This is a genomic window from Streptomyces sp. NPDC104831, assembly GCF_055583025.1.
Map to the genome: position 1 here is coordinate 103,653 of NZ_JBVJOT010000020.1, position 12,313 is coordinate 115,965.

Here is a 12,313-nt window from a genome sequence, read left to right on the forward strand (position 1 = left end):
CGGTGGGGCCGCGCGCCGCGCCTCCCGCGCGGCGGGGCGGGAGTCGCTCAGCCCGCCGACGTGTGGGTGTCGGCCCAGCGGTCCGACAGTTTGGGGATGCGGTGCTCCAGCATTTTCGACGGCAGCTCCGCCCGGCTGGCCACCTGGAGCTTGCGGTAGACCCGGGTGAGGTGCTGCTCCACCGTGCTGATCGTGACATGCAGCCGGGCGCTGATCTCCCGGTTGGTGTAGCCGAGCGCGGCCAGCCCGGCGACCCGGCACTCGGCGTCGCTGAGGATGGCCGGGCCGTCCTCGGACTCGGCGGCCTCGGGCCGTACCGGGTCCTCCAGCAGGTGCGCGTCGACCGGCGACTCGATCCGGCAGGCCTCGGCCTCCCGGGCGGCCCGCCGGGCCACCAGCCGGGCCCGGGCGTACTCGCCGAGCTCGTAGTGCGCGGCGGACAGGTCGGCGTAGGCCTGTGCCAGCGCGTAGCGGTCGCCGCACGTCTTGAGCAGGTCGATCGTCTCGCGCAGCAGGGAGGCCCGGCGGTGCGGCTTGCTGGTCGCGGCCAGCAGCCGCAGTGCCATGGCCCGGGCCCGGGAGCTGTGCCCGCCCGGCAGCCGCAACTGCTCCTCCGCCCACTCGCGGGCGGTGCGGGCCTTGCCTATCCGCAGATTGGCCAGCGCCAGGTCGGACCGCCAGGGGATGCCCTTCTGCAGGCTGGGATTGCCCTCGCGGAGCAGCCGGCCGCAGGTCTCGAAGTCGCCCAGGGCCGCGAACGGCCGGTCGGTGGCGAGGTAGTGGTGGCCGCGGGCGCGCAGGTACTGGATGCCGAACACGGTGCGGAACATGGGTTCCGGCACATCGCGCTTGAGCAGTTCCCCGGCCTCGGCGTGGGAGCCGGTGGCGGTGTGCGCGGAGATGGCCGTCGACAGCGGCAGGCCGATCAGCACCCCCCAGCTCTGCGCGCCCAGGGTGCCGAGCGCGTCGAGCGCGCCCCGCGACGCGGTGGTCACGTCGCCCCGGAGCAGGGCGATCTCGGCCCGGATGGAGCCGAGCAGGGCCTGCCAGGTCGTCGCCCCCCGCTCCACGGCGCACTCCAGCAGCCCGTCGCAGGCCGCGGCGGCGATCGCGGGCCGGTCCGCGTGGGCGATCGCCAGCAGCGACATCGCGACCAGTTCGAGGTTGAGATGGTCCAGCTGGTGTCCTTGCAGGGCTTGGGCGACGGCCGCCGCGGACTCGTCGGTGGCCTCGCCGCCGACCAGCGCCGCCACCCGCGCGGCCAGTCCGCCGCCGTCGGCGCGCACCGGGCGGGGGCGCGGGGCGGGGCCGGCGGCCGGGGCGCCCTTGCCGGGCAGCGCCACGCCGTAGAACCACTGCCGTACGAACTCCACCTCGGCGACGGTCTGCGCGTCGGCGGGCGACTGGGCGTGCACGAGCGTGGTGACGGCCTTGGCGGCCAGTTCGGTGTCGCCCCGCCACAGCAGGTACCGCAGGACGGTGGCGGTGTCCCGCATGCTCAGCCCGCCGTCCAGCGCGACCTCGCGCAGCGGCTCCAGGTGGGGGCCGGCCGCCGCCGGGTTGGTACGCCACTGGGCGCGGGCCAGGGCCACCGACAGGGCGTGGCGTTCCCGTTCGTCGGCGCAGACGCGCAGGACCATGCCGAGGTAGTCGGTGCAGCGCTCCACGTCGTCGGCGGCCAGCGCCTGCTCCGCGGCGGTGCGCAGCACTCCCGCGCCCCAGCCCGCCGGGACCTGGCCGGCGGCGTGCAGATGCCGCGCCACCTCGACGGCGGGGGCGCCGGAACGATACAGCAGCTGGGCGATCCGGCCGTGCAGTTCGGTGCGGGCGGTGGTGTCCATGTCCTCCAGGACGGCCGCGGCGGCGGTGGGGTGCCGGAAGGCGTGACCGTCCAGCAGGCCGGAGGAGTTGAGGACGGCGACGGCCTCCTGGGCGCCGGCGGGCGTGGTGCCGGCCAGCTCCGCGACGGAGACGGTCTGCGCGAGGGTGCCGAGCGCGGCCAGGGCCCGGGCCACCCGGACCCCGCCCGCCCCGCCGCGGTGCAGCAGGGAGAGCACGGCCTGGCGGTAGGCGGCGCCGGCCACGGGCGGGCCGATCTCGGGGCCGAGGCCGGCGCTGTCGTCCAGCAGGGCGTGGATGAGGAAGGGGCTGCCGGCGGTGGCCCGGTGGTAGGCGCCGCACACGAGGTCCGGCAGGGCCCGGCCGGCCTGGGCGGCGAGGAGTTCGCCGACGCCCGCCTCGGACAGCGGGGCCAGCCGCACCCGTTGGTGCGGCTGGCGCAGCAGCTCGGTGTGCGCGTCCGAGCGGGCCGCGCCGAAGTGCCCGGAGGTGGCGCACACCACGAGCACCCGCCGGGAGCGGCTGCGGCGCAGCAGATGGATGACCGTCGTCAGCGACTCGGGGTCCATGGCGTGGGCGTCGTCCAGGGCGATGACCAGGGGACGTTCGCCGGGGACGAGGCTCAGCAGCGCCTCGGTCCCCTCGGCCGCCCGGAGCGCGGGCGGCGCGGACGGGGCGCGGGGTCCGGGTTCCCGGGGACGGCCGTCGCGCGCCGCGGGGCGCGGGGCCGAGGAAGCGTGGTGCGCCAAGGCGTACTCCGCCTCGGCGTTGCCGAGTAATTGCCCGACCAGGCTCATCGGCTGCTGCCGTTCCGCCGCGCAGGCCGTGCCGGCCAGGACCCGCGCGTCGGCGCTGTGCAGCGTGGCCAGGAATTCGTGCATCAACTGGGTCTTGCCGGATCCCGGGCCCCCCGTGATGATCACGAGGCGGCCGTTTCCCCGCGCACAGTCGGTGAATGCCTCGGCCAGGGACCGGAGTTCTCTCGAACGGCCGAAGATGTGCATGGTGCCTCTCCCCCATGGATTCTTTATGCCGAACCGGATCGTGCTCCGCTTTCCGCGTGATGGGCGATGGCGGGATGTCACGCGACGGTGCGTGGAGAGTTCACAAGGGCGGCGGCGGCGCGACAAAGGCGGCGCGCCGAACCGGCCCGGTCCCTGGCGGAGGGCTGCTGACCGGCGGCGCGGTGGGCGTGTGCCCGCCGATGCGGTCCCTGACTGCATCGCGAGGGGCGTTGCATCCTCTGGTCTCCCGTATGTGCCGCGTACTGTCGACACCCCGAATCGATTCCGGCCAATAAATGGCCGGAATCGATTCGGGGTGTCCGCGGCTTTGCTAGTCGAATCCTGAATTAAAGATTAGAAACACATAGCAGACCGAAACGCTATCTGTCCAGGTCAACGTTGTCAACTGTCGTCATGTATCGGTCAGTTGTGGTTCTCCGGGCCTCCTGCCTACTGGCCGGACGGTCCGTCGAGGCATCGTTTTACGGGCCGTTTATTTACCGGATGGTTAATGAAAGGATCCGGGCAGGGTCAATCGTGAGATCGGTCACGTGAAAGGCGGTGTGGCTGCCCGATCGGGCACCGCCCCTGCCCGGAGGCCGGTCAGGGCAGGATCGAGTCGATGTACCCGCCGTCCACGCGCAGGGCCCCGCCGGTCGTGGCCGACGCCTGCTCGGAGCTGAGGTAGACGACCATGTGGGCGATCTCCTCGGGCTCGATCAGCCGCTGGAGCAGGGACTGCGGACGGTGCCTGCGCATGAACTCGCGCTGCGCCTCGTCCCAGGGCAGCTCCCGGTCGACCAGCTCGTATACGAAGTCCTCGACGCCTCCGGTGTGGGTGGGGCCCGCGATGACCGAGTTCACCGTGACGCCCGTGCCCGCGGCCTTCTTGGCGAAGCCCCGGCCCACCGCCAGCAGGGCGGTCTTGGACATTCCGTAGTGGATCATCTCCGCGGGGACGACCACCGCCGAGTCGCTCGCCACGTACTGCACCCGGCCCCAGCCCCGCTCGGTCATGCCCGGCAGATACAGCCGGGTCAGCCGTACGGCGGCCAGGACGTTCACCTCGAAGTAGCGCCGCCACTCCGCGTCGCTGATCTCCAGCGGGTCGGCGGCGCCGAAGATGCCGAGGTTGTTCACGAGGATGTCCACCCGGGGCAGCAGCTCCGCCACCCGGGCCGCGCCCTCGTCCCCGGTGACGTCGGCGGCCACCGGCACCGCCTCGGCGCCGGGCACCTTGCTCGTCAGCGCCTGCACGCTCTCGGCCACCCGCCGCTCGTCGCGGCCGTTGACCCCCACCCGGGCCCCGGCCCGGGCGAGCGCGACGGCGATGGCGGCACCGATGCCCTGTGTCGAGCCGGTGACCAGTGCGGTACGTCCTGTCAGATCGATTCGCATGAGGGAACGAGTTCCCCCCGGCCCGCGGCCGTACCGTGCCCCGCGCGGGTCACGGCGCGGGCCCGCCTCCCGCGCCGGGCGTCGAGAACCCGGTCGCCGCCACGGTGCCGACCGGCGGCCGTAAGGGATCCGTCAAAGCCATGGGCCCTGCCGTAAGAGAGGCGTCAACAACGGCCGGAACCGGTCACGCAGGCGGTTTCCTCGTACACGTCCGTTTCCACCGAACCTCACTCCAGGAGTCCGCGATGGCCGATCTGGCCTTCGTCCTCACCGTGCTCGCCGGTTTCGCGCTGGTGGCTCTCGTCGCCAAGGGGGTGACGAGGCTGTGACCGCGGAGAACGTCGTCGGCCTGCTCGTGGCCGCCGCCCTGCTGGGCTACCTCGTCCTCGCCCTGATCTTCCCGGAGAGGTTCTGAGCACGCACATGGGTCCCGTACTGGCAGGCGTGCTCCAGCTGCTCGCCCTCATCGGCGCGCTGGCGCTCGTCCACATCCCGCTCGGCACCTACATGGCCCGGGTCTACACCTCACGGCGCCACCTGCGGGCGGAGCGGTGGATCTACCGGGCCATCGGCGCCGACCCCGACGCCGAGATGACCTGGCCCGCGTATCTGCGCGGTGTGCTGGCCTTCTCCCTGGCCGGTGTCCTCTTCCTCTACCTGCTCCAGCGGCTCCAGGGCGTCCTGCCCGGCTCGCTCGGCTTCGCCTCGGTGAACCCCGCGCAGTCGTTCAACACGGCCGTCTCCTTCGTGACCAACACCAACTGGCAGTCGTACGCCGGCGAGCAGACCATGGGCCACCTCGTGCAGACCGCCGGTCTGGCCGTGCAGAACTTCGTGTCGGCCGCCGTGGGCATGGCCGTGGCCGTGGCACTGGTGCGCGGTTTCACCCGGTCCCGCTCCGGTGGACTGGGCAACTTCTGGGCCGACCTGGTACGCGGCACGCTGCGCGTCCTGGTGCCCCTCGCCGCGCTCGCCGCCGTGGTGCTGGTCGCCTCGGGCGTGCTGCAGAACTTCTCCGGCATCCACGAGGTCGGGCAGTTCACGGGCGGCTCGCAGCAGTGGGGCGGCGGCGCCTACGCCTCGCAGGAGGCCATCAAGGAACTGGGCACCAACGGCGGCGGTGTCGCGAACGCGAACAGCGCCCACCCCTTCGAGAACCCGACCCCGTTCACGAACCTGCTGGAGATCTTCCTCATCCTGGTGATCCCCTTCTCGCTGACCCGCACCTTCGGCGAGCTGGTCGGCAGCGTGCGGCAGGGCTACGCGATCCTCGGCACGATGGCGGCCGTCTGGCTGGGCTTCGTCGCGCTGATGATGTGGACCGAGTTCGCCCACCACGGCCCGGCGCTCCAGGCCGCGGGCGGGGCGATGGAGGGCAAGGAGGTCCGCTTCGGCGTCGGCGGCTCCTCGGTCTTCGCGGTGACGACCACGCTCACGTCGACCGGTGCGGTGGACTCCTTCCACTCCTCCTTCACCGGCCTGGGCGGCGGCATCACCCTGCTCGGCATGATGCTGGGCGAGATCGCGCCCGGCGGCGTCGGCTCCGGCCTGTACGGCATGCTGATCATGGCGGTGATCGCGGTGTTCATCGCCGGCCTGATGGTCGGCCGCACCCCCGAGTACCTGGGCAAGAAGATCGGCGCCCGGGAGATGAAGCTCGCCGCGTGCTACATCCTCGTCACCCCGGCGCTCGTCCTGGTCCTCACCGCCGCCTCCCTGGCCCTGCCGACCCCGCCGCACTCGATGCTCAACCCGGGCGCGCACGGCTTCTCCGAGGTGCTGTACGCGTTCACCTCGGCGTCGAACAACAACGGCTCGGCCTTCGCTGGCCTGAACGCGAACACCGACTGGTTCAACACCACGACCGGGCTCGCCATGCTGCTCGGCCGCTTCCTGCCGATGGTGTTCGTGCTGGCACTCGCCGGCTCGCTGGCCGGACAGCGGCCCGTCCCGGCCACGGCGGGCACCCTGCGCACCGAGAAGCCGCTGTTCACCGGCCTGCTGGTCGGCGCGATCCTGATCATCACCGGTCTCACCTACTTCCCGGCCCTCGCTCTGGGGCCGCTCGCGGAAGGGCTCGCGTGATGACCACCCGTACAGAGAAGTCAGAGGACTCCATGTCCACAGCCGCACACACCCGGGCGCCGCACAGCGATGTCCGCACCGGGCACAAGCCCGCCGAGGGCCGTGTCGGAGCGGGCCTCTTCGACCCCAAGGCGCTGGTCAAGTCGCTGCCGGACGCGTTCCGCAAGCTGGACCCGCGGGTGATGGTCAAGTCTCCCGTGATGTTCGTGGTGTGGATCGGCTCGGTGCTGACCACCGTGTTCTCCTTCACGGACCCGACCGACTGGTTCGGCTGGACCATCAGCGCCTGGCTGTGGCTGACCGTGCTCTTCGCCAATCTGGCGGAGGCGGTCGCCGAGGGCCGGGGCAAGGCCCAGGCCGACACGCTGCGCAAGGCGAAGACCGACACCGTCGCCCGTCGGCTGCGCGCCGACGGCGGCGAGGAGCAGGTGCCGGGCACCGCGCTGACGATAGGTGACCGGGTGGTCTGTGAGGCCGGGGACGTCATTCCCGGCGACGGGGACGTCGTCGAGGGTGTCGCGTCCGTGGACGAGTCGGCCGTCACCGGCGAGTCCGCGCCGGTCATCCGCGAGTCCGGCGGCGACCGCAGCGCCGTCACGGGCGGTACGAAGGTGCTGTCGGACCGGATCGTCATCAAGATCACGACCAGGCCCGGCGAGACCTTCATCGACCGGATGATCAACCTGGTCGAGGGCGCGGCCCGGCAGAAGACGCCGAACGAGATCGCCCTGAACATCCTGCTGGCCTCGCTGACGATCGTCTTCCTGCTCGCGGTGGCGACCCTGCCGCCGTTCGCCTCCTACGCCGGCACGCACCTGACGATGGTGGTGCTGGTCGCCCTGCTGGTCTGCCTCATCCCGACCACCATCGGCGCCCTGCTGTCCGCGATCGGCATCGCCGGCATGGACCGCCTGGTCCAGCGCAACGTGCTCGCGATGTCCGGGCGTGCGGTCGAGGCGGCCGGTGACGTCTCGACGCTGCTGCTGGACAAGACCGGCACCATCACCCTCGGCAACCGGCGGGCCGCGGAGTTCGTGCCGGTACGCGGTACCGCGGAGGCGGAGGTCGCGGACGCCGCCCAGCTGTCGTCGCTGGCCGACGAGACCCCCGAGGGCCGCTCCGTCGTCGTCCTGGCGAAGGAGAAGTACGGACTGCGCGAACGACACCAAGGCGAACTCGTCGGTGCCGAGTGGATCGAGTTCACCGCTCAGACCCGTATGTCCGGCGTGGACGTCGACGGGCGCAGGATCCGCAAGGGCGCCACCGCCTCGGTCATCGCCTGGGTGGAGGAGCGGGGCGGCACCGTCGCCGAGGACGCCGACGCCACCGCCGGCCGGATCTCGGAAGCGGGCGGCACACCCCTGCTCGTCGCCGTGCAGGACGCAGACGGCGCCCGGGTGCTCGGCGTCATCCACCTCAAGGACGTCGTCAAGGAGGGCATGCGCGAGCGGTTCGGGGAACTGCGCCACATGGGCATCAGGACGGTCATGATCACGGGCGACAACCCGCTGACCGCCAAGGCCATCGCCGAGGAGGCGGGCGTGGACGACTTCCTCGCCGAGGCCACCCCCGAGGACAAGATGGCCCTCATCAAACGGGAGCAGGCCGGCGGCAGGCTGGTCGCGATGACCGGCGACGGCACCAACGACGCGCCCGCCCTCGCCCAGGCGGACGTCGGCGTGGCCATGAACACCGGCACGTCGGCCGCCAAGGAGGCCGGCAACATGGTCGACCTCGACTCCGACCCGACGAAGCTGATCGAGATCGTGGAGATCGGCAAGCAGTTGCTGATCACCCGGGGCGCGCTGACGACGTTCTCCATCGCCAACGACGTGGCGAAGTACTTCGCGATCATCCCGGCGCTGTTCGCGGCGGTCCACCCGGGCCTGGACAAGCTGAACATCATGCACCTGTCCTCGCCGGACTCCGCGATTCTCTCCGCGGTCGTCTTCAACGCGCTGATCATCATCGCGCTGGTCCCGCTGTCCCTGAAGGGCGTGCGGTACCGGCCCATGAGCGCCGACAAGATGCTGCGGCGCAACCTCGGCATCTACGGCCTCGGCGGCCTGGTCGCCCCCTTCGTCGGCATCAAGCTCATCGACCTGCTCATCTCCCTCATTCCCGGAATCGGCTGATCGCCATGAACAACTCCGTAACGAACACGGCCCGGTTGCTCGGGGCGGGCCTGCGCGCCCTCCTCGTGCTGACCCTGGTGACCGGTGTCGTCTACCCGCTGGTGATCACCGGCATCGCCCAGGGGCTGTTCCACGACAAGGCGAACGGCTCGGAGATCAAGGCGGACGGCAAGGTCGTCGGCTCCTCCCTCATCGGGCAGCAGGGTCACGACCTGCGGTACTTCCAGCCCCGCCCGGCACGCGGACTGGCCGGGAACTCGGTCAACACCCGATACCGGCTGCTGGTGTCCGGCGCGACCAACCTCGCCGCCGACAGCAAGGAGCTGCTCCGCCAGGTCCGGGACGCCAAGGCCGAGATCGTCCGGGACAACTCGGTGCCCGGTCACCCGGTCGTCTCCGCCGACGTTCCCGCCGACGCCGTCACCTCCTCCGGCTCCGGCCTGGACCCGGACATCTCCCCGGCCTACGCCGCGCTCCAGGTGCGCCGGGTCGCCGCCAGGAACCACCTGCCCGTCACCGCGGTGCGCGGGCTGGTCGAGGACCACACCGAGGGACGCACCCTGGGCTTCATCGGCGAACCCCGCGTGAACGTCCTGGAGCTCAACATCGCGCTCGGGGACCTCGTGGCCAGGCGGCGATGACGGTCTTACGCGACGCGCCCGGGGGCCGGTGCCACCGGCCCCCGAGCCGTGAAGAGGAAAGGCGTGCGCCCATGACCCGGGTCCTCGTCGTGGAGGACGACCCGCAGCTCGTACGGGCCCTCGTGATCAATCTCCAGGCCCGCGGCTACGGTGTCGACGCGGCCCCCGACGGAGCCACCGCGCTCGGCCTCGCGGCCGCCCGCCGGCCCGTCACCGGATCGGATCCGTCCGCGGATCGACGGCCCAGTGGTTGGCCCGGAGCATCCGCCCCGCGAACTCCACCTCGACCTCCGCCCGGAACCGGAACCCGACGGACCGGCAGATGCCGTTCGACGCCCCGTTGGTGACCGCCGGGAAGGCGTGCACCACGCCCCACCGCCCCTGCTCCCGGGCCTTCTCCAGGAGGGCGCGGACGGCGCGCTTGCCCAGGCCGCGGCCCTGGAACTCCGGCAGCACCATCCACCCGATCTCGGAGACCGGCCCGCCGCCGGGGTCGTGCGACCAGAGGGTCACCTGGCCCGCCACCACCTCCGGCCGGCCCGGGTCGGGAACGATCATCTTGATCCACGCCTGGTCGTCCGCCGCCTCCCGGACATCCCGCTCCACCTTCTCCGCGATCCCCTCGCGCGGCAGCGGGCCGCCGAGGTCGGCCATCATGGCGGGGTCGCAGCGCATCCGGACGTAGGCGTCGACATCGCCCGGCGACACATCGCGCAGTTCCACGGGTCTCCTCCGTTTTCCCAGGATCCTCGCACGGGCGGCTCCGGGTGGGTCAAGGACTGGTGAGGAGGACGAGCCGGCCGGTGGCCCGGGTCATCGCGACGTAGCGGTCCACCGCCCCCTGGACGCCGGTGCCGAAGCGGTCCGGGTCGACGAGGACGACCAGGTCGAATTCGAGCCCCTTCGTCAGCTCGGGAGGCAGGGAGCGGACCCGGGGGGCCGCCGGGAAGGCGGGGTCGCCGATGACACAGGCGGTCCCGTCGGCGTGCGTGGCGAGCCAGGTGTCCACGACCGAGCGCAGCTCCGCGACGGAGCCGTGGCCGACGGGGACACCGCTGCGGCGCACGGACACCGGCACGTTGGCGTCGGGCAGCACGGCCCGGATCACCGGCTCGGCCCGGGCCATGACCTCCTCCGGCGTCCGGTAGTTCACGCTCAGCGACGCCGGCCGGACCCGGTCGAACCCGACCCGTTCGAGCCGCTCGTTCCAGGACTCCGTGAACCCGTGCCGGGCCTGCGCCCGGTCCCCGACGATCGTGAAACTCCGGGACGGGCACCGCAGCAGCAGCATCTGCCACTCCGCGTCGGTCAGCTCCTGCGCCTCGTCCACGACGATGTGCGCGAACGGCCCGGCGAGCACGTCGGGATCGGCGGCGGGCAGCTCGCCCTCGTCCACCAGGCTCACCTTCGCGTCCTCCCCGCGCAACATCGCCACCAGGCCCTCGCCGTCGTCCCCGTCGGCCCCGGACGTCGCCACCGCCTGGACGAGGTTGTCGACGACCCGCTCCATGCGCTCCCGCTGCGCCGCGAGGAGCGCCGCGTTCCGCCGCGCGCGCCGCGCCGCCTCCGGGTCGCCGAGCCGCTGCCGCGCCGCGTCCAGCAGCGGCAGGTCCGACACGGTCCAGGCCTGCGCGTCCGCACGCTGCAACCGCCGGACCTCGTCCGGGCCGAGCCAGGGGGCGCACAGCCGCAAGTAGGCGGGCACCGTCCACAGGTCGCCGACGAGGTCGGCCGCCTCCAGCTGCGGCCACGCCCGGTCGAGGGCCGTCAGCAGCTCCCGGTTCGTCCGCAGCGACCTGCGCAGCAGCTCGGACGGGGCGTCGCCGTCGTGCTTGTCCTCCAGGATCGTCAGCAGTTCCGCCAGCACCTGCTCGCGGGCCTCGTTGTGGGGCGTGCCGGGTTCCGCCGCGTCGAACGCCGCGGCCCAGTCGTCCGCGGTCAGCCGGATGTCGGACCAGGGGGTGGTGACCGTCATGTCCTCGGTGGGCGGTTCCTCGTAGAACCTGACGGCGGTCTCGATCGCCCGCACCATCCGCGCGGACGACTTCAGCCGGGCCACCTCCCGATCGGCCTCGGGCACCGCCCGGGCCCCCTCGGCGACGAGGTCCCGCAGGGTGCAGGTCTGCACGCCCTCCTCGCCGAGGCCGGGCAGGACGTCGGCGACGTAGGACAGGTACGGCCGGTGCGGGCCGACGAAGAGCACCCCGCCCCGGCGGTGCCCGAGCCGGGGATCGGCGTACAGCAGGTAGGCGGAGCGGTGCAGGGCCACGACCGTCTTGCCGGTGCCCGGGCCGCCGTCCACGACGAGCGCGCCGCGCGAAGGCGCCCGGATGATGGCGTCCTGGTCGGCCTGGATGGTGCCGAGCACGTCCCGCATCCGCGCCGAACGGCTGCCGCCCAGACCGGCGATGAACGCGGACTGGTCGTCCAGCGCGGCGTGCCCCACCAGGCCGTCGGCGGTGAACACCTCGTCCCAGTAGTCGCCGATGCGGCCGTTCGTCCAGCGGTACCGGCGGCGGCTCACCAAGCCCATCGGGTGGGCGTGGGTGGCCCCGAAGAACGGCTCGGCGGCGGGGGAGCGCCAGTCGACCAGCAGCCGCCGGCCCGTGCTGTCGGTGAGGCCGAGCCGTCCGACGTACACGGGCTCGGGGTCGTCCGCGGTGACCATGCGCCCGAGGCACAGGTCCAGTCCGAAGCGGCGCAGCGTGCGCAGCCGGGCGGTCAGCCGGTGGATCTCCGCGTCCCGGTCCATCGCCTGCCGGCCGGTGCCGCCGGGCGCCCGGCGTTCGGCGTCGAGCCGCCCGGTCAGTTCGGCGATCGACTGCTCCAGGCACTCCGCGATCGCCGCGAAGTGCCGCTCGTCGTCGCCGATCAGCGCGGGGTCGGCCTTCGCGGACAGCCGGTCGGGAAGGTCGAACGCGCTGGTGGTCAGGTGGGATGTCACGTATCTCTCTCCGATGAGGGCCGCGTTCTCGGCCGCGTAGTGGTCGTGTCGGTGGTTCCGGGCCGGTCGCGCCCGGACGGCGGACGGGCCGGGCGGCCTGCCTGCCGGTTTCCCGGTGTCTGGCGCCGGCCGGTCGGGCGTGCGCCGTCCGGGCCGGTGCGCACGGCGGTCGGCAGGGTGGCACGCCTGCCGGTCCGGGGGGGGGGGGGGGGGGGGGGGGGGGGGAAGGGGGGGGGGGGGGGGGGGGGGGGGGGGGGGGTCGGCGTC

Annotated in this window: 9 protein-coding genes and 1 pseudogene; 6 read left to right on the forward strand and 4 right to left on the reverse strand. The window is 72.6% G+C overall.

The window, feature by feature from the left end:
- Positions 1 to 47 precede the first annotated feature (47 nt).
- Together ACZ63H_RS16285 and ACZ63H_RS16290 are read right to left on the reverse strand one after the other, a co-directional pair.
- Positions 48 to 2,843: an AAA family ATPase gene (locus ACZ63H_RS16285; protein ID WP_469865433.1), complete on the reverse strand. Its 2,796-nt coding sequence runs from the start codon at positions 2,841 to 2,843 to the stop codon at positions 48 to 50.
- A 603-nt stretch (positions 2,844 to 3,446) separates the two neighbouring features.
- The gene (locus ACZ63H_RS16290; protein WP_469865435.1) at positions 3,447 to 4,241 is read right to left on the reverse strand and encodes an SDR family NAD(P)-dependent oxidoreductase; all 795 of its coding nucleotides are present in this window, start codon (positions 4,239 to 4,241) and stop codon (positions 3,447 to 3,449) included.
- A 140-nt stretch (positions 4,242 to 4,381) separates the two neighbouring features.
- Here ACZ63H_RS16290 and ACZ63H_RS16295 point away from each other — a divergent pair, with 140 nt between their 5' ends.
- The 6 genes and pseudogenes from ACZ63H_RS16295 to ACZ63H_RS16320 form a co-directional block, all read left to right on the forward strand.
- Entirely contained in the window at positions 4,382 to 4,570 is a 189-nt protein-coding gene (locus ACZ63H_RS16295) for a hypothetical protein (RefSeq protein WP_469865437.1), read from the forward strand.
- The gene (gene kdpF, locus ACZ63H_RS16300; RefSeq protein ID WP_469865439.1) at positions 4,567 to 4,656 is read left to right on the forward strand and encodes a K(+)-transporting ATPase subunit F; all 90 of its coding nucleotides are present in this window, start codon (positions 4,567 to 4,569) and stop codon (positions 4,654 to 4,656) included. The genes ACZ63H_RS16295 and kdpF overlap by 4 nt, the downstream gene beginning before the upstream one ends.
- An 8-nt stretch (positions 4,657 to 4,664) precedes the next feature.
- Complete coding sequence (gene kdpA, locus ACZ63H_RS16305; protein WP_469865441.1) at positions 4,665 to 6,326, forward strand: potassium-transporting ATPase subunit KdpA; 1,662 nt, start codon at positions 4,665 to 4,667, stop codon at positions 6,324 to 6,326.
- Positions 6,327 to 6,358: 32 nt separating this feature from the next.
- Positions 6,359 to 8,461, forward strand: coding sequence for a potassium-transporting ATPase subunit KdpB (gene kdpB / locus ACZ63H_RS16310; RefSeq protein WP_469865443.1), 2,103 nt, complete (start codon positions 6,359 to 6,361; stop codon positions 8,459 to 8,461).
- A 5-nt stretch (positions 8,462 to 8,466) separates the two neighbouring features.
- Positions 8,467 to 9,102 (forward strand): potassium-transporting ATPase subunit C, encoded by a 636-nt coding sequence (locus tag ACZ63H_RS16315; protein ID WP_469865445.1) that lies wholly within the window; start codon positions 8,467 to 8,469, stop codon positions 9,100 to 9,102.
- 71 nt (positions 9,103 to 9,173) lie between these two features.
- Positions 9,174 to 9,311, forward strand: a pseudogene (locus tag ACZ63H_RS16320) (DNA-binding response regulator); the annotation flags it as partial.
- 1 nt (position 9,312) lies between these two features.
- On the opposite strand, the gene ACZ63H_RS16325 reads toward ACZ63H_RS16320, so the two are convergent.
- Positions 9,313 to 9,825, reverse strand: a complete 513-nt coding sequence (locus ACZ63H_RS16325) for a GNAT family N-acetyltransferase (RefSeq protein ID WP_469865447.1) — start codon at positions 9,823 to 9,825, stop codon at positions 9,313 to 9,315.
- A 49-nt stretch (positions 9,826 to 9,874) separates the two neighbouring features.
- Positions 9,875 to 12,046, reverse strand: coding sequence for an RNA polymerase recycling motor ATPase HelR (gene helR / locus ACZ63H_RS16330; RefSeq protein ID WP_469865449.1), 2,172 nt, complete (start codon positions 12,044 to 12,046; stop codon positions 9,875 to 9,877).
- Between the last annotated feature and the right edge of the window lie 267 nt (positions 12,047 to 12,313).

What these genes read in the sequence shown, in the direction of transcription:
- ACZ63H_RS16285 (WP_469865433.1), bottom strand. Translation starts at nt 2,843, where the DNA reads ATGCACATCTTCGGCCGTTCGAGAGAACTCCGGTCCCTGGCCGAGGCA.
- ACZ63H_RS16290 (WP_469865435.1), bottom strand. Translation starts at nt 4,241, where the DNA reads ATGCGAATCGATCTGACAGGACGTACCGCACTGGTCACCGGCTCGACA.
- ACZ63H_RS16295 (WP_469865437.1), top strand. Translation starts at nt 4,382, where the DNA reads ATGGGCCCTGCCGTAAGAGAGGCGTCAACAACGGCCGGAACCGGTCAC.
- kdpA (WP_469865441.1), top strand. Translation starts at nt 4,665, where the DNA reads ATGGGTCCCGTACTGGCAGGCGTGCTCCAGCTGCTCGCCCTCATCGGC.
- kdpB (WP_469865443.1), top strand. Translation starts at nt 6,359, where the DNA reads ATGTCCACAGCCGCACACACCCGGGCGCCGCACAGCGATGTCCGCACC.
- ACZ63H_RS16315 (WP_469865445.1), top strand. Translation starts at nt 8,467, where the DNA reads ATGAACAACTCCGTAACGAACACGGCCCGGTTGCTCGGGGCGGGCCTG.